Consider the following 21,761-nt stretch of genomic DNA (forward strand, 5'->3'; position numbering starts at 1 on the left):
GGATACCTCTTTGGGGGTATCCTTTTTATATACTGAAAATATCTATTCGTTTTTTGAAATATTATTTTACCGTATATCTCATTACATGTAGAGAACAATAATACTCAGATGGAATTGAGGTGTATGGAGATGATGTTCATAAATAAGCAAAAAAGCAGCATACCTGTAAGCAGGGATTTAAAACTGCTTTTATTAATCGGGGGATTGTACGCATTAGCTACGTTTTTGTCCAATACTTTTGTTAATGTATTCTTGTGGAAGAAATCAGGAGAATATCTTGATATTGCTACATATAATTTATTCATTTATATTATACAGCCAATTGCCTTCTTTATTGCTGGAAAATTTGCTAAAAAAGTAGACAGGGCCTTGATTCTGCGAGTTGGTGTAATAGTTCTGTCACTATTTTACATAGTAGTATTACTATTTGGTGATAAAGCAACAACTTATCCTTATCTGTTAGGAGGGCTTCTGGGCTTAGGCTATGGTTTTTACTGGCTTTCATTCAATGTGTTGACATTCGAAATTACAGAACCGGAAACAAGAGATTTATTTAATGGTTCGCTCGGAACATTCCAATCTTTTGGCGGGATGATTGGTCCATTATTCGCAGGTTATATTATTTCAAACTTGAATAATTTTACAGGATATACTGTTATCTTCTTATTATCATTTCTTTTATTTGGTATTGCTGTAGTTTGTTCCTTTTATTTGCAGAAACGAAAAGCAACAGGCAAGTTTATATTTCGAGAAGTATTAGAAGAAAGAAAAAGGAATAAAAACTGGAACTACATTCTCCTTGCTCACATTGCACAGGGAATGAGAGAAGGTTTGTTTATTTTTATCATTGCGATATGGGTGTACATTGAAACAGGGAGCGAATTTGCGCTCGGTGTTTTTAATTTGCTATTCTCATTCTGTTCCCTAATATGTTATATGCTTATATCTAAATTAATTAAGAGTAATTATAGAAAAAGAATGATGCTTTTTGGAGGACTTAGCCTGTATTTTGCTATTGCAATATTTGTTTTCCAAACCAATTATGTAATGCTCCTTATTTATGGCGTAATCGTAGGTTTAAGTTATCCTGTATTTAATGTGCCTTTTATTTCACTCACGTATGATATTATTGGCAAAGCAAATAAAGCTCGTAAATTGAGGATTGAATATATAATTGTGCGGGAGATTTATGTAAATGCAGGCAGAATTGCAGCGATAACTATATTTATAATAGGTGTTTCTTATCTAAAACCATCGTTTATTATTCCCATATTAATTTTAAGTTTAGGAAGCGGAAATCTTATTGCCTCATTATTAATAAGAAAAACTGTAAATTAGACGGCTCTTCGTGATATAATAGCAATTGGATTGTATGATCGGGGAGGAGAAAAATGTTAACAGAAAATAAATTATTAAAAAGAACAAAGAAAAAAAAGAAAAAAGCACAACTGCCATTTCGGTTAAACATCCTGTTTGTTGCAGTGTTTTTTGTTTTCTCCTTATTAATTGTACAACTGGGTGTAGTTCAAATTCTTAATGGGGAAGAGGCACAGCGGAAAATTGACCAAACTGAAAATACACCATCAGAAAAACCGGTTCCTAGAGGGAAAATGTATGATCGTAATTACGAATTGGTCCTTGACAACATTGCTGTGAAATCAATTACTTATACACCTCCCAAAAACGGAGAATCGGCAATGAGTCGTCTGGAGCTAGCCGAAAAATTAGCAGAGTATATAACTATAATTAAAGACTCTGATGAATTAGAGAAAAAAATAACAGAAAGAGATAAACAGGAATATTTTTATCTGCTAAATTCAGAAGATGTCGCTGACAGATTATCTGATGAAGAAAAAGAATTAGATGCAGGAGAAAAGTACCAATTAGAATTAGAAAGTATAACAGAGGAAGATTTAAATACGATTGAGTGGACTAGTGAATTACTCAATATTCTTGCAATTAAAAAAGAATTAGATTCGGCTTATGAATTATCGCCGCATGTTATTGTAAATGAAGGGATTACTGATGAAGAATATGCCCAAGTTGCTGAACACCTCCATGACTTGCCAGGAATTGATGCGACCATTGATTGGGAGAGAGACAAAGTATATGGCAAAACACTCTCATCCTTTATTGGAAATATTACAAGCGCTGAAGAGGGTATCCCACGTGAGAAAAGCGACTTCTACCTTGCTAATGGCTATACATGGAATGACCGTGTTGGGACCAGCGGATTAGAACAGCAATATGAACATATCCTACGCGGGAGAAAAGAACAAGTCCAGTATACAACTGACTCAAATGGTAATGTGATTAACTCAGAAGTGGTAGTGGAAGGGCAGCGTGGCAAAGACTTAGTATTAACAGTTGATATGGAACTTCAGAAAGCTATGGATCAAATTGTGGAAGAGGAATTAAGAAATGCACTTGCTTCTTCTAATAACAACGGTTATTTAGAAGATGCGATGGCCGTTATGATGAATCCCCAGACTGGTGAGATATTAGGAATGTCAGCAATTCGATATGATCGTGAGAAAAACGAATTCTTAAATAACTCTTATCGAGTGATTTATGACGCACATGCCCCAGGTTCTTCTATTAAAGGTGCTACTGTATTGGCAGGTTATCAGACAGGTGTAATTGATCTTAATAATAATGTATTAAGTGAAAGTTCAATCAAAATAAAAGGTTCTGATGAGAAAAAATCACATAGAAATTTAGGTTCAGCTTTAAATGATTTGCAAGCACTTCAGGAATCTTCCAATATCTATATGATGCGGATTGCAATTATGATGAGTGGGGCAACTTACCGATACAATGAGCCGCTTTATAACTTTGACTTTAGTTCTTTTGACAAACTGCGTTATTATTACAATCAATTTGGATTAGGTGTAGAAACAGGGATTGATATGCCATTTGAATCCATTGGTGTTGTAGGTGTACCGGCGGATGCTGGTAATTTCCTGGATTTCTCTTTTGGACAGTTTGATACGTATACGACTTTGCAATTAGCACAATATGTTTCAACTATTGCTAATGATGGCTACCGTGTAAAACCACACTTATTGAAAGAAATCCGTGAACCAGGTTCAGATGGGGAGTCGATCGGTCCAGTATTAGAGGTAGAAGACCCCGAAGTACTGAATCGGATTGAAATGGATACTAAATATATTGAAAGAGTTCAGGAAGGATTTAAGCGCGTTTTTACTCAAGGAACAGCCAGTGGAAGATGGGCAGGCTTCCCATATGAAGTGGCAGGAAAAACAGGTACGGCGGAAAACCCGAAATATAAAGACGGAGAACAAGTTGCTTATACCGAAAATCTTACACTTGTCGGATACAGTCCTGCAGAAAATCCGGAAATTGCATTTGCTGTATTAGTACCTAATAATGGTGGTACTAGTGCTTCTCAGCACCCTATTCATCATGAAATTGGAAAAAGAATTGTTAAAAAATACTATGAATTGAAAGAAAAAAATGGGTCTGAGGAAGAGGAAAGCAGTGAAACTACTGGAACTGAAACAGAATAATAGAATAATAGAGTAAAAATAAAGCCTAAAAGAGGAAAAATCTCTCATTCCTCTTTTGGGCTTTTAGTAATAGCGGCAGCAATTGCTTCTACTGCCATTTGATTATGAATAAGATACTCGCCTGGCTGGATGAGGCGAGTAAGCTGGTTTTCTTCCAGGTATGTTATAAACTCATTACGATTCGTAACAAATCCGTACCGCTCTAATCTGTCAACTATTTCTGCTAACTGCATCCCATGTTCAATAGTAAAGATCAGTTGAATTGTTTCAGCTGGTTTGTTATTGGACTTACTGTCACCTTCTGCCTGCTCAGCAGCAAGACTAGTTACCTCATTTTCCAATTCCGTAATTTTCTTTTCCATATCCGCTTCATATACGAAATAGCCTTGTTGCTTAACTTCTGTAACATAATCTACTTCTTCCTCAGAATGCTTCGGATTCTTAACATCTATGAAGTAATAAACAGCACCAACAATTAATGATGATGTTATTAATCCTAAAGAAAATGCTCTAATAATATGTTTCATTGATATATCCCTCATTCATTAACTAACTTGGAAATTATTTTTGCTTTGATTGTTTGAATGGATCCTCGTCGATAAAATTGTCATTTACTAATAATTCTTCTTCCAAAATATTTACTTTTTTCTTTAGCTGATACGTCTCTTGTAATGTTGAGATAGAAAACTGCTCAAACTGTTCTTCTATCTGTTTGAACTTATCTTGCATAAAAAAGGATAAAATCCATAGAATAATAGCTATTATTATAATGGAACCAACCGCAACTAATGTCATTAATATTCTCCTTCCTGGATGATGTAATAATTAAGTGCTGTAAGTATAGTTATACCATAACTGGACAAACAGTGAAAACAGGTACTTGAAATTATTATTAGTTTTTGCTATTATATTGTAGGTAAAGCTTCGATTTTTGAAATTATGATGATTGTGATAGTTTGGAGGGATAAACATGCGCGTTAACATTACATTAGCTTGTACTGAGACAGGTGACCGTAATTATATTACGACTAAAAATAAACGTAAACACCCAGAGCGTTTGGAGCTTAAAAAATATAGCCCGCGTTTGAAAAAACATACGTTACACCGTGAAACAAAATAATTTAGTGAAAAAACTCTTACTTTATAAAAAGTAAGAGTTTTTTCATGAACTTTAAAATGCAAAGGAGAGAGCTATGAAAGAGAAACAATTGCTGCGAAATGAGATAATAGAGTTACTGAAAAGTATGGACAATAAAGGAGAAATTGAACAGCAGCTTCGAACAAATTTGATGAAATTTGAAAAATGGATAAATGCAAAATCTGTTGGGCTCACACTCTCTAGAAAGCTAGAGTGGGATACATCTCGCATAATTAAAGCATCATGGGGAATGGAAAAGATAGTGGCATTACCAAAGTGTTATCCACAATCAGCTGAAATGTCATTTTATCAATGTACTGCCTTTGCCCAATTAGAAAATGCATACCTTGATTTATTGGAACCAAATCCCCGGCTATGCCGTAAAATCGATAAATATAACATTGACCTAATTATTGTGCCGGGATTAGTTTTTGACCAGTATGGCAATAGGATCGGATACGGCGGCGGTTATTATGATCGTTATCTATCTGATTATAATGGGACGAAAATTGCCCTAGCGGCAAACTTTCAACTAGTCGATAAAATTCATAAGGAACCACATGATATCAGGGTTGATTATATTGTAACAGAATCAACGATTATTGATTGTTCAGTACATAAAAATAATTAATTTGGGAAAGATAAGTATATTCAATTAGCGAAAAGGAGTGTTGGATATGCGAGTAGTGAGAATGCTTGTAACAATTATTTCTTTGATTAGTATTGTCTATCGGTATAAGGCCAAAATTATTAATGTGATGGCATCTATTCCATTTTTACGAAGAAATTCCATTAGGATAGCGATGCAAGTTCCTTTTCTCAGAAATAAATTTATGCAATCAATTTTTCCAAAAAAATAAATATTTGTGATTAGCCAACCTAAACATATTGATACGATAAAAAAAGTGATCATGATATGATGAAGTGGAGAAGGTTGGTGTTTTATTTGTATATTAAAAAACAATATCAGCAAAATAAATTCGTACTTCAGTTAATGGAGAAAGATTTCGAAATCATTTCCACAAATAGATCACAAGATCAATATTTGTTAGAGCGGCGGAAAAACTCAAAAATAGAGGTGGTTCATGTTTCATTAACGCAACATGATTGGAAAAGAGCATTAGAACAACATATTCATAAGGTTGAAAAGAAATACAGTGAATTACAAAGAAACCTGTTATCTAGAAAAAAATATCATTTTTATCATATTTTTGTGGTGGATTATCCACCGGTAGATGAATGGATAGAGCTTCAGAAAAATCGTGATAAGATTTCTATATTTATCGTCGATGAACCGAATGAGTGGTTGAAAATAAAGAGTCAGTTTCAATTGGAAGAGCTGGATAATATTACTGAACCAAACAGTCCTTTAGAACTAGAGCAATCAGTATACAATCTAAAACGGCTCGTATTAATGAAATTTCAAGAAGAGCAGGAAAATAGAAAGAAATTATTTGAACAAGGAAAACCTTTCTGGACCAATCTGCTTCTGGCAGTCAATGTAATTATGTACGTACTTTTGGAGTTCTATGGGGGTTCTACTTCGGTTGACACATTAATTTCATTCGGAGCAAAATATAATCTGGCAATTGTTAATGGGGAATGGTGGAGAATTATCACCTCAATGTTTCTTCATATTGGATTGCCGCACATTCTATTAAATATGATGGCATTATATTTTATAGGTTCACTAGTGGAAAGAATTTTTGGTAATATACGTTTTCTAACAATCTATTTCCTTGCAGGTATTGTCGGTGGATTTGCTAGCTTTGCTTTTAATAATAGTATTGCGGCTGGAGCTTCTGGTGCTATATTCGGATTGTTTGGAGCATTGCTCTTTTTCGGAAGTCAGTTTCCAAAAGATTTCTTTCGGACAATTGGATGGAATGTGATTTTTGTTATTTCTCTTAATATTATCTTTGGTTTTAGTGTTGGCCAAATTGATAATGCAGCACATCTTGGTGGGTTAGTTGGCGGATTTATTGCTTCAGGTGCTGTAATGTTTCGGCACAACAAAAGGAGAAAAGTTCGTATAATCTCGACATTCGTCTTACTGATCCTTATAATAAGTTTAGGGGTGTTCGGCTACAATAATGAAGCAAATCATTATAATGAGGCCGTACAATTACAAGAAGTACAGCAACTACTTAACCGTGAAAATTACCAAGAAATTATTTACGTAACATCGGACATCATTCCATATGCTGATAAATGGAAACCAGAATTGTATTTCTATCGATCATTTGCTCATATTCAATTGGATCACTACCAAGAGGCAATTAGCGACCTGGAAATGTGTTTAAAATTAGACCCCAACCTTGAAAAAGCATTATATAACTTGGCCATTTTATATCAAAACGATAACCGTCCTAGTGATGCTTTGCTTTTAATTGAAAAAGCATTGGAAATAGATCCTGACAATTCCAGTTATCAGACATTATATGAACAATTAGAACAAAAAAATCGGCTGTAAGAAGATGGAAAACTACTAGAGTATTGCTTATATATTCTGTCTTAACAATTTTAATTCATTATTTTCATCATTAAACAAAACAATCAGGTGGTCTCTCGTTTTATCAATAAGAATGATAGGAATTATTTGGTGGGAAGTTTTTTTAATATTAGAGACAGGTAAAATATATTCACGGTACAAACCTTCCCATAATTGCCCAATCACCCGATCTGTCTCTTCTTGGCTAAGCCCATCGATTGGTTGCTTGGTATATATATATAAGGATGTTAATGGTATTAAATCATAGCCATTAGTATCAATCTGTTGAGCGTCTATCCACTCTTTCCAACGAAATTGCAACTGTTGGTTTGTAGCATGGTCCAATGTCTCTTGCCAGTTTTTTTGAAGATCTGTTGTACCCTCTTGAAATGCTTCAAGTGGAGAATAGGGGGAATCAATAACATATAAATTATCATGAGACATTGATTGGACACTCTTAATGATGTCATTTGGGTAATGAACTTCACCGTGATGGTAGCTGATTGCTTGAAAATGGCTACTGTCACTCTCTTCAAAATCTAACTGTAAATGAATATCCCTTTCCTCTTCCTTCCATAAACCTTTTATACCTTTTAAGTTACCATCCATATATAGTAAAGAAATATCTTGTCTTAAATAAACAGGTTCAGGCATCTTACTCGATATTATCCATCTAATTTGATACTCGTCATTGCTTACTTGTTGTAAAAGAGATAAATCAGTTGAAGCCTCAGTAAACTGGATTTCTTCATCAATCGGGAAATACTTCATTATCTCACTGCTGTTATTCTCATTGATGATGAAAAGTAAGACAATCACTGTAACCAGTGCAGTAATTATATGTAATAGACGCATGATAATTCTCCTTAGTATAAAATTTCACTGCATGTCCAACTAACAGGCATGAATAAACCATTAATGTGTAAACTAATCAAAAAGAAATAAAGCAGGTGTGATTAAAATGGTTGGACAAAAGTATTTATCAAATAGTTATGAGAAGAATGTCCAATATATACGTGATTATTTAGATATTGATAAAAGTTTTGACTTGGTACACTTAGATTTAGAATATGCGAAAAGAAAAATGTCCTTATTTCTCGTTGACGGGTTTGTTAAAGATGATATCCTTCATTATTTAATGAGGTTTCTGGCAGAGTTGAAGGAAGAGGATTTGGCTGACGATACATTAAAATTACTTTTGAAAAGGTATATTCCATATGTAGAAATTGATGTAGAGAAAGATTTAGAGAAAGCCGCCAATTCTGTTTTAGCAGGACCAACAGCCTTAGTTGTAGAAGGTATTGATCGGATTATTATGATTGATGCAAGAACTTACCCTGTACGAAGTCCAGCAGAGCCCGACTTGGAAAAAGTAGTTCGCGGCTCCCGAGATGGTTATGTGGAAACGATTGTATTTAATACGGCATTAACCAGACGAAAAATTCGTGACAGGTCGCTAAGAATGGAGTATAAGTCGATTGGCAGGAGATCAAAAACAGATGTTTGTATATGTTATTTAGAAGACATTGCTGACCAAAAGAAAGTGGAACAGCTAAAAGACCACCTTGATCAAGTTGATACCGATGGGTTGCCAATGGCTGAGAAAACTATTGAGGAATTTCTGAGCGGGAAAACGTGGAATCCATATCCAACCATCCGTTATACGGAAAGACCAGATACGGCAGCATCCCATTTATATGAAGGACATATTTTAATAATCATTGATGGATCACCGAGTGTAATGATTACACCGGCGACATTTTGGCATCATATGCAGCATGCAGAAGAATATCGTCAGAAACCATTTATTGGAGTTTATTTAAGACTTGTGCGTTTTCTTGCGATTTTTGCTTCCATTTTTCTATTGCCACTTTATTATTTATTATCAACTGAAATGGGACTGTTACCAGAATCATTACATTTTATTGGTCCAAAAGAGGTAGGGCTAATACCATTAATCTTTCAGTTTTTAATTGCAGAAGTGGGTGTGGATGTATTACGGATGGCTGCAATCCATACACCTTCCGCTTTGACTACAGCGTTAGGTCTTGTTTCTGCAATATTAATCGGACAAATCGCTGTAGAAGTGGGGCTCTTTTCCAATGAAGTAATCCTTTATTTAGCGGCTGTAGTGATGGGAACATTTGCTACACCTAGTTATGAATTAAGCTTAGCCAATCGTTTAATTCGAATGATACTGCTGATCATTACTGCAATATTTGGTGTAAAAGGATTCATGATCGCAACAACTTTATACCTGTTATACTTAATCCAACTCAAAACATTTTATATTGGATATTTCTGGCCATTTATCCCATTTGATTTTAAAGCTATGTTAAATGTAGTGATAAGGCAGCCGGTACCATATGCTAACTCGAGACCATCTTTTTTAAATCCGCAAGATCCCGATCGTTAAGTATTGGTAAAGTTTTTTATTCCCTTTTAAAAATTGTTTTGTTATAATATGTTAGGTGATTAACATTGAACAGTATTTATGATATCAGAAAATTATTATTAAAATTCGGGACGATCATCTACATAGGTGATCGTCTTGCAGATTTGGAATTAATGGAAGAAGAAATCAATGAACTTTATCAAGTGAAGATGATCACAAAAGATCAGTATATTCAGTCTAAAATACTATTAAAAAAAGAAACGGAAAAAACGAAAAGAGAGTTAGGTGAAATGGATGGCTAAAGATATACTTATTGGCATTGATATTGGTGGTACGACGGTAAAAAATGCAATTATTGATGTAAAAGGAACAATGATTGCAAAATGGGAAATTGAAACAAAAATACAGAACCAAGGTGCTAGTGTACCAACAGATATTTGGGAATCAATAAAAATAAGGTTAAATGAATTAAAAATAGGGAAGGACAGAATCATAGGTATGGGTGTAGGTGCTCCAGGTTTTATTGAACCGGATACAGGTATTGTAGCAATCGCTGTAAATATTGGATGGGAGAACTTCCACCTAAAAGCCGTTCTGGAGGATCTGTCCGGTATTCCGGTATATGTAGATAATGATGCAAATATTGCTGCACTTGGTGAGAACTGGAAGGGTTCCGGTAACCAAGTGGATAATATGCTGGCAGTTACTCTCGGAACCGGTGTCGGAGGTGGCATCATCTCGAATGGTCAGATTGTTAGCGGGGCCAATGGTACTGGTGCGGAAATTGGACATATGACTGTTGTAACGGAGAATGGAGCACCATGTAATTGTGGAAGAAAAGGTTGTCTGGAAACTGTCGCCTCTGCGACGGGCATTGTCCGACAAGCAATGGAAAGGATCGAAAAAGGGGATTCACCAAGTTTGCAGCAAAGAATGAACCAACAGGGAATGATTACTACAAAAGATATATTCGAACTAGCTAATGAAGGAGACCAGGCTGCGATTGAAATCATTCACAATGTTATGGACTGTCTAGGCTTAGCATTAGCTAACATTGCTGTTACAATCAATCCGGCTAAGATTGTTATTGGTGGCGGTGTCTCAAAAGCAGGTGAACAACTGTTAGGGCCATTAAAGAAAGCTTTCGTTAAATATGCCCTTCCAAGAATAAATGAAGCATGTGATATTGTTATTGCAAAACTAGCTAATGATGCAGGTGTTTATGGGGGAGCATATTTAGTTTTACAGCATACTAATAGTAACTAACTATTAATTTTGTAAAAAGTTTGTAACTTTTTTTAATTTTTATGAAACTTTATTGTGATATTCAACGTCTATAATAGAGAGAAAACTAAATATATGAAAATGGGGCAATTTTTGAGGAGGAAATCAAATGTTTAATAAAAAGCTGCACATGCCGCTCTTTATTATTGCAGCACTATTATTTGGACTAAAGACATACATCGTCTATCGATTCGTATTCAATATTTCACTAGAAAATCCGATGCAGGAACTTATCCTGTTAATCAATGCATTTGTTGTGTCATTCTTTTTATTTGCTATAAGTGTATGGTTTAAAGAGAGAAGACAAAAGAAGTATATCAAATATATGATTTTAATAGGATCGTTAATCGTATACTTTAATATTGTATTTTATCGTAATTTTTCGGATTTTATTACCATTCCATTACTTTTCCAGGGAAGTAATGCGGCAGATTTAGGGTCAAGTGTTTTAAGCCTGCTTAAACCATGGGATATCCTGTTGTTTTTAGATGTAGCAATGGTATGGTTAGTTACAATTAAATATGGTGATAAATTAATGATTGCATTTAGACATAGATATAAAACTGCTGTTTTAACATTGTCTATTGCTTTACTTGTTGGGAATTATGTTTTAGCTGAGGTGGAACGTCCACAATTATTACAAAGAACATTCGACCGGGAGTATCTAGTGAAAAACTTAGGTTTATTCAGTTATCATATCTATGATGCTGTAATGCATTCAAAATCAAAAGCTCAAAGAGTTTTTGCTGACGGTAATGAGCTTGCAGAAGTAGAAGACTATATGAAAGACGAGACGTCTATTCAAGAGAAAACAGATTTATACGGAATCGCAAAAAATAAAAACGTGATATTTATTTCACTAGAGTCATTACAGACATTTGTGATTAATAACACAATGAATGGTGAGGAAGTAACACCATTTCTTAATGACTTAATTGAAGATAGTTATTATTTTGATAATTTCTATCATCAAACAGAACAAGGAAAAACATCCGACTCAGAGTTTATCATTGAAAATTCACTCTACCCATCTCCAAGGGGAGCAGTTTACTTCACACATGCGCAAAATGATTATCATTCTTTGCCTGAAATTATTGGAAATGAAGGTTATTTTAGTTCAGTTTTTCATGCTAATAACAAAAGTTTCTGGAATCGTGACGTAATGTACGAAAATATTGGCTATGATAAATTTTTTGATGTGAATGCATATGAAGTTACAGAGGAAAACTCTGTTGGTTGGGGCTTGAAAGATAAAGATTTTTTCCGTCAATCCATGAAATATTTACAATCAATGGAGCAGCCTTTTTATGCAAAGTTTATTACATTAACGAACCATTATCCATTTGAACTGGATGAAGAAGATGCAACAATTGAAAAGTATGATTCTAACTCCAATACTTTAAACAGTTACTTTCAAACCGTTAGATATATGGATGAATCTGTGGAAGAATTCTTCGATTACTTGAAAGAATCAGGATTATATGAGGATTCAATTATAGTATTAATGGGTGACCATTATGGTATAAGTGATTTCCATAAAAAAGCAATGAGCACATATTTAGAAAAGGAGTACACTGACTATTTACATGTTCAATTGCAAAGGGTGCCTTTCTATATTCACATTCCTGGCCAAGAGGGAGAAGTAATCTCTAAAATTGCAGGGCAAGTTGATGTAAAGCCAACATTACTGCATTTACTTGGTATTGATGATTCCAATGATCTATCATTTGGCACTAATTTATTCGCCGATGAGAGAAAGGATTATATTGCCTTACGTGACGGTAGCTTTATAACGAATGATTATATTTATACAAAAGATCAATGTTTCAATAGAGCAACAGGTGAATTAATTGATACTACTGCTGGACTAGATGAAGAAAAATCTGCTTGTGAACCATACATTGAGCAAGTCCAAACAGAACTTTTATACTCTGATCAAATCATATTTGGAGATCTATTCCGTTTCTATGATTTCAAAGATAATGCGATAGAAGAGGCGAAAGAAGAAGAATGAAGGAAAAAGAAGCTGTTCAAAAGTCAGTTATTATTGACTAAAGACAGCTTCTTTTTTATTTGTTAATTGTGTCATAAATAGGTTGAGGTTCATAAAAGCAAGAGAATTAATGTTCGAAAATTGGTGCTAGTACTATAGCTTCTGCTGCGATACCAGTGAAGGGAAATTTTATCTACAGTTTGCCCATATAAGGATAATAAAAAACATTGGTTCCTTCATCCAATGTTTTTTATTTTATCATTATTCACCTGTAAATAATGGTCGAATGAGCTCCCAGTAGAGTGTTGCGATAGAGAAAAAACCAAAAACTAATGCAGATACCGCAGAGAAAGCAGCGCCAAACATGTTTTGCTTCTTGAACTCACGAAAAATCGCTATCAAACAAATAATGGTCACAGCTAATAAAATTAGACCTAATACCATAATTTATTCCTCCTTACTTTACTTTTCAATACAACTACTTCACGCTATAATATGTATTATTACAATTATTCACTTTTACATTCTAAAACAAAAGTGAAGTTTTGTCTATTAAAATTCGATATTTCATCGACTATAGCACTTTATAGTTAAATGAAAGAAAAAGAGAGGGATTGAACAGATGGAAATAGAGGTACTAACATTGGGTCCATTGCAAACAAATTGTTATATTATACATAACCAATCTGAAGGATTAATCATTGATCCTTCGTTTGACGCCAAAAAGATAATCTCAACGATTGATAAACTGGGGATATCTGTAAAGGCAATATTATTAACCCATGCCCACTTTGATCATATTGGAGCCCTTGAGCCTGTAAGGAACCATTACGATATTCCGGTATATATCCATAAGGAAGAGAGTAAGTGGCTTGCTGACCCGAACTTAAATGGATCTCAACTTTTTGGGATGGACCCAGTTATTTGCAAACAAGCTGATTATGAATTAAGTGAAGAGGAAATAGGAATTGAAGATTTTTCGATCAATGTTTTACATGTTCCAGGACATTCACCAGGCAGCATAGCGTTTGTTTTCCAGCAATCTTCTATGGTGATAGGTGGAGATTGTTTGTTTAGAGAAGGAATAGGAAGAACAGATTTAGTTGGTGGAAGCTTTGATCAACTTCAAGACAGTATTCAATTAAAGTTACTTTCCTTACCTGACACATTTACCGTTTACCCGGGTCATGGGCCTTCAACAACTATAGGTTACGAAAAGAGTAATAATCCTTTCATTTAATTTAAAAAACGCTCTGATTTACTAATCAGAGCGTTTTCACTGTCACTAATGCCCAAATCCAGGAACAAGAATGAAGTTGGAGTAGAATGTAAATCCTACAAAAAATACTGTACAATATGCAGCGAACAAATAAATATACATTCTTTCAGACAATTTTAAAAAGCCAATACCTAAGAAAAAGATCGTTTGTGCTAAAAATAAATATGCCATTGCTTCCATGTGACCGACATAGAACATTACTGCGAAGATCCCTGTCCAAAAGGAAAGCATACGAAATACACGATCCATTGATCCCCCTCCTTCTTTCCACTATGTATCAAAACTATTATAAACGACAATATAAAAAAAGTAAATTATTGTTGGGCATCTTTCACTATTCCTTTTCCATCATTTATCCTGTCCAATTTATTATTCAATTATTTCTTCATTTCTCTCTATTGGTTTTTGAATAATTTTTTGTTGGTAGGAGCCTTCCAAAGTTGTTATCCCAACAATATAATTAGCTTCATTGTCAGTACTGTTTTGATAAGTTATTTCTACTTCACCGTCAGGGAACGAATATAGTGTTCTATCAGGTCTTTTTTCTTCTAATTCAAACTGGTTGGAAGCCAAACGGTAAAGGGATTTGAGACGGTATTGTTCTGCGTGCGAGAGAACAGTTTGCTGGTTCACCTCATACAACCTTATTTCATTCATTAAAAACAGCATTAGGAGCGTTATAATAAGAAGTAAATAAGGAAATATATAACCCTCTTCCTTTTTGTTATACTGCCGATAAGATTTTCTCAAATAACTCCCCACCTTTTGTCTCTACTTTTAGATGAATTTGATTATTCGATTCATTTGACATTTCGACTTTATTTACATCGCGAAGCATTATTTCATGTCCTCTTCCATTCACCTGTCTCCTAATTAAGTTATTGTATTGTGAATAAGATATTTTATCATTATTTTCATTAATGAAGACAATTTTGTTATTACTCAAGTAAAAATACTGTGTACGAAATATTTCATCTTCTAAATAATGAAAAAATTGAAGGGTACCATAATCAGCAGAGTAATTTTTATTTTGGGTTATTTGTATAAGTTGTGTTGTAAACGAAAGAATTGAAATTGTTATAACAATAGCAACTAGTAAAGTTAGCAGTGTAAAACCTGCTTCATTATTTTTGATAACTGTAGAGACAGACTTGTTCGCTGTCTGATTTAACATTATCCCAATTCGCACATCCTTTCCAATATGGTGGAACAGGACGAATAGTTACAACAACATTTGTGTTTATCCAATCAGTATAAGTAATGTCTGCTGGTGATGATTCATTCAGCAATAATAATGAATCATATAATTTATGTGTTACAATTGTCCGTTCCAATAATTTATGATTTTCAATTTTTAATTGTTGGACTAGGGGAAGAATGGATAGCAAAACACTTAACAAGATAAATGTACCAATCATCACTTCAAACAGAAAATATCCAGCTTCATTATTATTCTTCAGAGTAACACCTCCCCTTACCAAATGGACATGTAATAAAATGAGTTGAGCTATTTGTTTTGACTTTTAACGTGCCTGGCTGTTTTAATGTACCATTCTTTGAAAATAGTATCGGTAGTTTTAATGTATTGGGATCAATTACCCAATTATCAGGATATTCCCTTGTCAATAAAACATTTCCTCTGCCTGTTGATTTGACATGATATTTATTCTTTTCTAATTCAAAATTCAGTATATAACCTGCTTTTGAGGTGGTATTAAGCTGTTGCAGGTATAGCAGATCATGATTAAATTGTTCTAAAAATTGCTGATAACGTCTATTTTCTAACGTATTCATAGATACACTTTGTCCTATTATAAACAGTAACCCAACAGCAGATAATACAACAAGTAACTCGATCAAAGTAAAACCATTTTCAGAATTCATTAGTCACTGTATCTCTTCCGTTGTAAATGGTTTATCCCCATTTGGTTGGTAAACCAGTTTGTTAGTACCATTCGCGCATTCTGCAGATTTCAAATAACCAGCTTCTACTAAGTCACTTGCTGATTGTATTGTTGACTTTTCGTCCAATTCGTATGCTAATAATTGGTTCTCGGCTAATGCAATAAGTGCTTCACATCCTTTTTCCTGAATGGAGTTATTTTTATTTGCAAGGTTTGGGATAAACAATATTAGCAACAAACTTATTACAGCTAAAACGATTAGCATTTCAATTAACGTAAATCCGGATTCATTCTTATACATATATCATTCCTCTTTTCTTAAATCGTTTGAATATAATCGAACATTGGTAACATCATGGTTAAATAGACGAAAACAATTAAACATGCCAAGATGGATAACAGAATTGGTTGAAGGATTTTCAGCCACTTTTGGAGTAATTCCTCCATCATATTTAAAAGGTGCTCTGAATACAGATTTAGTTCTTCGGTTAGTTGTCGTGCATTACGATCCTTTTGCATAATACTTTGTAAATCTTTTTCAAACAGTTGAAATACAGGAAGTATCGAATTTGCTTCATATCCTTTATTTAGATGAAGGTCAAACAATTCTACATAGTAGGTGATGATTGGATGGATATTGCTTTCATGCAAAACTTTCAGACACTCTTTTATATTTAGCCCTGATTGCATAAGAGAAGCTAAGTGTGTTGTAAACAGAAATGTGAGTTGCATTCTTTTATACCTTTTCCAATAGGGAAGGCTGATTGTAATTTTAATCCTCTGCTTAATCGAGATGTTATTATTAAAATGGGGATAGGTAAGCAAAAGGAGTATGGCAATAACAACCACGCCTAATATGCTGTAATATATTCCATCAATTATGAAAGAAGTTGTATAGAAAATTGAGTTTGTTGAAGCTTCAGACACTAATAAGGATTGGAACGAAGGGAATATAAATTCGCGCAGAAGATAGATGATGAAGATGAAGAAGAGAAACAACAAAAGGGGATAGGTGGAAAGTTGCTTGAACCGTCTTACTAAGCCGATTTGCTGATTAAGGATATAGCAGCAATGCTTCACACCATATGGCAGATTTCCATATTGAGCGGCAATTTCCAGGAACTTAGTTACATTTCGTTGGAAACCAGCTTCATGTAAAGCTGTTGCCAGCATATTTCCTTTTAGTAAGGATATACTGACTATTCTGGCAAGTTCAGCTAATTCTTTGTCCCAACCTATTACTTCCAACGCGTCATTTAAATTATAACTTCTTTCCAGTAATTGTTTAAGCCGGAACATAAATTTATATTGCTTCCGAATGGAAAGGTGCTGCTTTCTTAGCGTTATTTTAGTAGCAGCTATCTTCATTAATGTACCCATATGCAAAAGCTTTCCTCCTTAATTTCCGGAAGTTGTCTGTCTGAAAGGACACTTCTTTGTGATTAATGGCATTAAATAAATTTTTACCTTCTAATAATTCAAGGATAGCAGCACGTTGCTTGGTATATTTTTGCATTTGTAATGGCAGAAGTTCGATGGAAGCTATTGCAATAAGGTTTTGCTCTAATTCCAATTTCTTTATTCCCATCTCTAATAACCTAAGAATAGTTCCTAATGTATCCTTTGCATGAAGGGTAGTCAGAACTAAATGACCGGTATATGCGGCTCGAAATACGAACTCTGCTGTTGATCTATCTCGTATTTCACCAACCATAATGATATCCGGGTCATGGCGTAATGCAGCTTTTAATCCAGCATCATAAGAAAGCCCTGATCCTGGATTAATTTGTACTTGCAGAGCATGTTCTAATTTCTTCTCAATTGGATCTTCCAATGTGATCGTTTGATAATTATAATCCTTGATGTAATTTTTGAGCATAGCATAAAGAGTAGTTGTTTTACCAGACCCAGTAGGTCCGGTGAACAGTATGATTCCAGATTTGTTGTTTAACCAACTGTTTACATGGGAAAATTGGTTCGGGAATAGAAACAATTCCTTAAGAGATTGGATATTTTCCTGTGGAAGGATTCGAATTGCGAGACTTTCTGTAGAATGGATGGGTAATGTTGATATTCGTAAAGAGTAATGACTGCTATCTTGTTTGTAATTCATTACTCCTTGTTGAGGAAGCCGCGATTCGCCAATGTCTAACTTTCCATTATATTTACAATAAGAAAGAATAAGTTTATATTTCGCGAGAAGAATGGTCTTATAAAAAACCCGCTGACCAGTTATTCTAAAATGGATCTTCACCTCATTAAGTTCAGGGTGAAAGTGGATATCTGTTGCAGATTGATCAATAGCATCTTTCAAGATAATATTCGTTGGGTCGATCAATTTAATATTCACCTCCTTTTTCAAACGTGCTACAATTATTATTATTCGACTTAATGTTATAATTTCCTGCAATAAAAAGAAAAAATATCGGAGGCTTTTATTTATGCAAAGTATTTACTTAGTAGGTTTTATGGGGAGCGGAAAATCTAATGTAGCAGTTGCACTTCATCAGAAATTGAATAAGCAATTACTGGATACTGACCAAATGATCGTTGATACATATGGCTTAACCATTCCTGAGATTTTTCAACAAAAAGGGGAGGAAATATTCAGAGAGTATGAGACAAGTGTACTTAAACAAACACCAATAAAAGAGGCAATTATCGCTACGGGTGGCGGAATCATTGAAAAAGCAGAAAATCGAGAATGGCTTAAAGAAAACGGCAAAGTAATTTTTCTTAAAACATCATGGGAAGAAATTAATCGTCGTTTAGTTGACGATCAATCCAGACCGATCTGGAATAACCAGGATCGGGATAAACAGCAACTTCTGGTAGAACGGACACCAAAATATTTAGAGGTAGCTGACTTAATTGTAGAAACAGATGGGAAAGACGTTCATTCCATCATTGAGGAAATAGCTGATAAATTAGGATGACTTATATTGAATATATAAATTAGTATAAAAAATTGCTAAGATGTCCAATCTATACATAAAAGGACGTGAACAGTATGGCAAATGATGATTACGTAAAATATGTAACACAGAAAATTGTTAAGTATATGGATACACCGAAAAATGAACGTAAAAAGGGTCGTAATGAAGCAAAGAAAGAAGAGCAATTTTATTCTAACCGCTGGTTTGGCGTATTGCCATTTGCTTTTAGACTGTTTTTACAGAAAAGAAAAGGTTAAAACCTATTTAATAACAAGGTTTTAGCCTTTTTTTGATTCAATACTGATACTGCTTTACACAGATTAATAAAGAATTTTACTCATTGTCTGTTCACTTAAATAAAAAATACCTGCGTTAATAATATTCATCTTAATTCTTGGTTCTAGCCTTTCTTTTAAACGAACCACTTCATTATCATATAGCTCCCTGTCATTTTCCTGATCTGAAAAAAAATGTTCAAGCAAGTTTAATTCCTCTTCCAATGCTTTCATTGCCTGGCTTGCCCATGAGTAGTCTTTCTTAGCCAGTTCCTGTTCTAAATAGTTGAATATTCGTTGAAAGCCGCTGGATGGTGTGATTATTGGTGTAATCGTATAACTATAATCAGAAACTATCTCTTTCAAATCTACGTTTTCTAAAATAGTCATCATATGATTTATCATTGTCCCGTTTATTAAATGAAGACCGATAGAATGGATTTCTTCTTTTTTTTGCTTGCCGATATATTCAATCTTCAAGTTAGCGACTAACCAGGGAAATAAGGCTGTTTTTTCTTTTATATTTAATGCTTCATAAAGAAGGGTAATTTCAGCTTGTGATTGAATATATTGAAATATTTGATGAAGCCTGGGACTGCCATAATGAATCCATTCTTTTTTAGGATCGATCTGACTTCCGCCTGTACTGAGCTGAAGGGACATTGGAGTTCCTTGTTGTCCGATTTTGTCCATATAATGCCAATAAAAAGGGCGATTCATTAAGGTAATATCTAATTCCTTTGTCAATTGTACAACCAATTCATTGGCTTCAGGTTCTGAAACCTTGCAACCACTAATAGAAAAAAACTGATGCAAAAAGCTGTGCAGATTATCTATTTTCATAGAGATTCACCAACTTGTTCTCCAGCTACAGAATTAATGACAGATGTTAAATTATCTAGTTTAATTTTTGTTTCCCCAAATGTTTTAGACTCATTAAAAATTTGACTTATTTCACTTTCTAGATTTTTCATTTCAAGCTTGGATAAAATTTGGTCAAGCTGTCCAATTACGTTTTCGAATAAATTGATTTTGTTATAGAGTAAGTTCATAACATGTTCTTCCATCGTTTCACGAATAGCGAAATTATATATCTGTACATCACTTTCCTGACCAAAACGGTGAATTCTACCAATCCTTTGTTCTAATCGCATCGGATTCCAAGGTAAATCATAATTAACCAGGTTATGGCAAAATTGCAGGTTAATCCCTTCGCCAGCAGCTTCTGTTGCAATCATTACTTGCGCATGATCATGAAATAATTGTCTCATCCAATCTCTTTTCCCTTTTTTAAAACCACCTCGAAAAATTACTGCAGGAATTCCTTCTTGTTGTAACAACCACTGAAGATAAATTTGTGTTGCCCTAAATTCAGTAAACACGATAAATTTTTCGCCATTTTGATGTTTAATTAAATCCACAAGTTTTAATGCTTTTGCATGGTGTGGTAATTGCTCTATATTTTGAAGTACTGTATGGATCTTGGTTGTTTGATTACTTAACTCCTTTAATTCCATCCATTTCTTTAATGATAAGTAACATGCTTCACGTGAACTGCAAAATTCCCGTTTATAGGTGATGGAAGATACTACTTGCAGGTCGTTGCAACATTCTTCAATTTCCTTGTAAGTTTGCAGTTCCTCTTTTGTAAAATCAACCCAAATCGTTGACACATGGCGATCAGTCCAGCTAACACCAGTTTCTTCTCTTCTGTTTCTGATCATCACATTTTTAATTAACTGTTTCAAATAAGGATCTGTGCCACGATGCTTTTTACTGAAATTCTCGTAAGTTCCTAAATAACCAGGTTTTAATAAACTGATCAGATTAAATATATCAGTGATCTTATTTTGTACAGGGGTGGCTGTTAGCAACAAAAAATATTTCTTCCGAAGTGCTTGAACAAATTGATAATTTTTAGTTTGGTGGTTCTTTAATTTGTGTGCTTCATCTATAATAACCATGTCATATACTTGTTCCAAAATAACGGATCTGTGCGGTTCTCTTTTTGCTAAATCTAATGTTGCTATAATAATGTTAGAATGGTTCCAATCAACTCGTTTACCTGCAGTTACAGCAGGTATGTAAAATTTCTGATTTAATTCTAATGCCCATTGGTTTACGAGTGATGCAGGTGCTAGAATAAGTACTTTTTTTACTACACCTCGAATTAAATATTCTTTTAATATTAATCCTGCTTCAATAGTCTTTCCTAGTCCAACTTCATCCGCAAGTAATGCTCGTCCACTCATATCCTGAATTACCTTTTCAGCACATTCCACTTGATGTGGAAGGAAATTCATGTGTGGTAAAAATTTTATGGAAACAAGGGAGTGAAATGATTCAATTTTAAATGTCTCTGCGATTTGATAGGATTGTTGAAACATTTCCCAAGAGGTTAACTTACTAGGGTTGTTTACTTTATCAGAGAAATCCGTAACAAAATCTATATCTTTTTCGATTGGAATCATATTTTATCAACCACCTTGAGTGCAATTTTGTCAATTTTTTTATAGTTTACACGAAAACAAAAAAA

General features: G+C 34.1%; 27 protein-coding genes. 13 read left to right on the plus strand and 14 right to left on the minus strand.

Annotated elements, in window-relative coordinates; all coding sequences use genetic code 11:
* Positions 1-129: 129 nt before the first annotated feature.
* Entirely contained in the window at positions 130-1,338 is a 1,209-nt protein-coding gene (locus ACFOY7_RS14150; RefSeq protein ID WP_390252745.1) for an MFS transporter, read from the plus strand.
* 53 nt (positions 1,339-1,391) lie between these two features.
* Positions 1,392-3,530 (plus strand): peptidoglycan D,D-transpeptidase FtsI family protein, encoded by a 2,139-nt coding sequence (locus ACFOY7_RS14155; protein WP_390252746.1) that lies wholly within the window; start codon positions 1,392-1,394, stop codon positions 3,528-3,530.
* A 44-nt stretch (positions 3,531-3,574) separates the two neighbouring features.
* On the opposite strand, the gene ACFOY7_RS14160 is transcribed toward ACFOY7_RS14155, so the two are convergent.
* Both ACFOY7_RS14160 and ACFOY7_RS14165 read right to left on the minus strand, forming a co-directional pair.
* A complete protein-coding gene (locus tag ACFOY7_RS14160; RefSeq protein WP_390252747.1) occupies positions 3,575-4,057 on the minus strand; it encodes a hypothetical protein in 483 nt (160 codons plus the stop codon).
* A gap of 34 nt (positions 4,058-4,091) precedes the next feature.
* Positions 4,092-4,325 carry a hypothetical protein gene (locus tag ACFOY7_RS14165; protein ID WP_390252748.1) on the minus strand — a complete coding sequence of 78 codons (234 nt, stop codon included), beginning with the start codon at positions 4,323-4,325 and terminating at the stop codon, positions 4,092-4,094.
* Between the two features lie 175 nt (positions 4,326-4,500).
* Between ACFOY7_RS14165 and rpmG the strand changes: the two genes are divergently transcribed.
* The 4 genes from rpmG to ACFOY7_RS14185 all read left to right on the plus strand — a co-directional run bounded on the left by rpmG (position 4,501) and on the right by ACFOY7_RS14185 (position 7,141).
* Positions 4,501-4,650 carry a 50S ribosomal protein L33 gene (rpmG, locus tag ACFOY7_RS14170; protein ID WP_079708498.1) on the plus strand — a complete coding sequence of 50 codons (150 nt, stop codon included), beginning with the start codon at positions 4,501-4,503 and terminating at the stop codon, positions 4,648-4,650.
* A 73-nt stretch (positions 4,651-4,723) separates the two neighbouring features.
* Positions 4,724-5,299 (plus strand): 5-formyltetrahydrofolate cyclo-ligase, encoded by a 576-nt coding sequence (locus tag ACFOY7_RS14175; RefSeq protein ID WP_390252749.1) that lies wholly within the window; start codon positions 4,724-4,726, stop codon positions 5,297-5,299.
* A gap of 46 nt (positions 5,300-5,345) precedes the next feature.
* The gene (locus ACFOY7_RS14180) at positions 5,346-5,528 is read left to right on the plus strand and encodes a hypothetical protein (RefSeq protein WP_390252750.1); all 183 of its coding nucleotides are present in this window, start codon (positions 5,346-5,348) and stop codon (positions 5,526-5,528) included.
* A gap of 56 nt (positions 5,529-5,584) precedes the next feature.
* The gene (locus ACFOY7_RS14185) at positions 5,585-7,141 is read left to right on the plus strand and encodes a rhomboid family intramembrane serine protease (protein WP_390252751.1); all 1,557 of its coding nucleotides are present in this window, start codon (positions 5,585-5,587) and stop codon (positions 7,139-7,141) included.
* 27 nt (positions 7,142-7,168) lie between these two features.
* Here the strand turns inward: ACFOY7_RS14185 and ACFOY7_RS14190 are convergent, their stop codons facing one another.
* The gene (locus ACFOY7_RS14190) at positions 7,169-8,014 is read right to left on the minus strand and encodes a hypothetical protein (protein ID WP_390252753.1); all 846 of its coding nucleotides are present in this window, start codon (positions 8,012-8,014) and stop codon (positions 7,169-7,171) included.
* 106 nt (positions 8,015-8,120) lie between these two features.
* Between ACFOY7_RS14190 and ACFOY7_RS14195 the strand changes: the two genes are divergently transcribed.
* The 4 genes from ACFOY7_RS14195 (at position 8,121) to ACFOY7_RS14210 (ending at position 12,852) form a co-directional block, all read left to right on the plus strand.
* Positions 8,121-9,575, plus strand: coding sequence for a spore germination protein (locus ACFOY7_RS14195; RefSeq protein WP_390252754.1), 1,455 nt, complete (start codon positions 8,121-8,123; stop codon positions 9,573-9,575).
* Between the two features lie 65 nt (positions 9,576-9,640).
* Positions 9,641-9,856: a YqgQ family protein gene (locus tag ACFOY7_RS14200; RefSeq protein ID WP_390252755.1), complete on the plus strand. Its 216-nt coding sequence runs from the start codon at positions 9,641-9,643 to the stop codon at positions 9,854-9,856.
* Positions 9,849-10,820, plus strand: a complete 972-nt coding sequence (locus tag ACFOY7_RS14205) for an ROK family glucokinase (protein ID WP_390252756.1) — start codon at positions 9,849-9,851, stop codon at positions 10,818-10,820. The genes ACFOY7_RS14200 and ACFOY7_RS14205 overlap by 8 nt, the downstream gene beginning before the upstream one ends.
* A gap of 127 nt (positions 10,821-10,947) precedes the next feature.
* A complete protein-coding gene (locus ACFOY7_RS14210) occupies positions 10,948-12,852 on the plus strand; it encodes an LTA synthase family protein (protein WP_390252757.1) in 1,905 nt (634 codons plus the stop codon).
* Between the two features lie 240 nt (positions 12,853-13,092).
* On the opposite strand, the gene ACFOY7_RS14215 is transcribed toward ACFOY7_RS14210, so the two are convergent.
* Positions 13,093-13,275: a DUF2759 family protein gene (locus ACFOY7_RS14215; RefSeq protein ID WP_390252758.1), complete on the minus strand. Its 183-nt coding sequence runs from the start codon at positions 13,273-13,275 to the stop codon at positions 13,093-13,095.
* A gap of 178 nt (positions 13,276-13,453) precedes the next feature.
* On the opposite strand from ACFOY7_RS14215, the gene ACFOY7_RS14220 reads away from it, so the two are divergent.
* Complete coding sequence (locus ACFOY7_RS14220; protein WP_390252759.1) at positions 13,454-14,071, plus strand: MBL fold metallo-hydrolase; 618 nt, start codon at positions 13,454-13,456, stop codon at positions 14,069-14,071.
* Positions 14,072-14,116: 45 nt separating this feature from the next.
* On the opposite strand, the gene ACFOY7_RS14225 is transcribed toward ACFOY7_RS14220, so the two are convergent.
* The 8 genes from ACFOY7_RS14225 to comGA form a co-directional block, all read right to left on the minus strand.
* Complete coding sequence (locus ACFOY7_RS14225; protein WP_390252760.1) at positions 14,117-14,359, minus strand: DUF2626 domain-containing protein; 243 nt, start codon at positions 14,357-14,359, stop codon at positions 14,117-14,119.
* Positions 14,360-14,479: 120 nt separating this feature from the next.
* Complete coding sequence (locus tag ACFOY7_RS14230; protein WP_390252761.1) at positions 14,480-14,860, minus strand: hypothetical protein; 381 nt, start codon at positions 14,858-14,860, stop codon at positions 14,480-14,482.
* Positions 14,835-15,284 (minus strand): competence type IV pilus minor pilin ComGF, encoded by a 450-nt coding sequence (gene comGF / locus ACFOY7_RS14235; RefSeq protein ID WP_390252762.1) that lies wholly within the window; start codon positions 15,282-15,284, stop codon positions 14,835-14,837. The genes ACFOY7_RS14230 and comGF overlap by 26 nt, the downstream gene beginning before the upstream one ends.
* Complete coding sequence (locus ACFOY7_RS14240) at positions 15,235-15,591, minus strand: hypothetical protein (protein ID WP_390254165.1); 357 nt, start codon at positions 15,589-15,591, stop codon at positions 15,235-15,237. Before ACFOY7_RS14240 ends, comGF begins: the two co-directional genes overlap by 50 nt.
* Positions 15,560-15,994 (minus strand): competence type IV pilus minor pilin ComGD, encoded by a 435-nt coding sequence (comGD, locus tag ACFOY7_RS14245; RefSeq protein ID WP_390252763.1) that lies wholly within the window; start codon positions 15,992-15,994, stop codon positions 15,560-15,562. The genes ACFOY7_RS14240 and comGD overlap by 32 nt, the downstream gene beginning before the upstream one ends.
* Before the next feature lie 3 nt (positions 15,995-15,997).
* Complete coding sequence (gene comGC, locus ACFOY7_RS14250; protein WP_390252764.1) at positions 15,998-16,315, minus strand: competence type IV pilus major pilin ComGC; 318 nt, start codon at positions 16,313-16,315, stop codon at positions 15,998-16,000.
* A gap of 17 nt (positions 16,316-16,332) precedes the next feature.
* A complete protein-coding gene (locus tag ACFOY7_RS14255; RefSeq protein ID WP_390254110.1) occupies positions 16,333-17,394 on the minus strand; it encodes a type II secretion system F family protein in 1,062 nt (353 codons plus the stop codon).
* Positions 17,363-18,352: a competence type IV pilus ATPase ComGA gene (gene comGA, locus ACFOY7_RS14260; RefSeq protein ID WP_390252765.1), complete on the minus strand. Its 990-nt coding sequence runs from the start codon at positions 18,350-18,352 to the stop codon at positions 17,363-17,365. The genes ACFOY7_RS14255 and comGA overlap by 32 nt, the downstream gene beginning before the upstream one ends.
* A gap of 103 nt (positions 18,353-18,455) precedes the next feature.
* On the opposite strand from comGA, the gene ACFOY7_RS14265 reads away from it, so the two are divergent.
* Positions 18,456-18,950: a shikimate kinase gene (locus tag ACFOY7_RS14265; RefSeq protein WP_390252766.1), complete on the plus strand. Its 495-nt coding sequence runs from the start codon at positions 18,456-18,458 to the stop codon at positions 18,948-18,950.
* A 74-nt stretch (positions 18,951-19,024) separates the two neighbouring features.
* Complete coding sequence (locus tag ACFOY7_RS14270; protein WP_390252767.1) at positions 19,025-19,207, plus strand: YqzE family protein; 183 nt, start codon at positions 19,025-19,027, stop codon at positions 19,205-19,207.
* A 63-nt stretch (positions 19,208-19,270) separates the two neighbouring features.
* Here the strand turns inward: ACFOY7_RS14270 and ACFOY7_RS14275 are convergent, their stop codons facing one another.
* Together ACFOY7_RS14275 and ACFOY7_RS14280 are read right to left on the minus strand one after the other, a co-directional pair.
* On the minus strand, positions 19,271-20,068 hold the full coding sequence (locus tag ACFOY7_RS14275; RefSeq protein ID WP_390252768.1) for a YqhG family protein: 798 nt from the start codon (positions 20,066-20,068) through the stop codon (positions 19,271-19,273).
* Positions 20,065-21,696 (minus strand): DEAD/DEAH box helicase, encoded by a 1,632-nt coding sequence (locus ACFOY7_RS14280; protein ID WP_390252769.1) that lies wholly within the window; start codon positions 21,694-21,696, stop codon positions 20,065-20,067. Before ACFOY7_RS14280 ends, ACFOY7_RS14275 begins: the two co-directional genes overlap by 4 nt.
* Between the last annotated feature and the right edge of the window lie 65 nt (positions 21,697-21,761).

Origin of the sequence: Gracilibacillus xinjiangensis (assembly GCF_042651765.1) — a bacterium.
Lineage (GTDB): Bacteria > Bacillota > Bacilli > Bacillales > Amphibacillaceae > Gracilibacillus > Gracilibacillus xinjiangensis.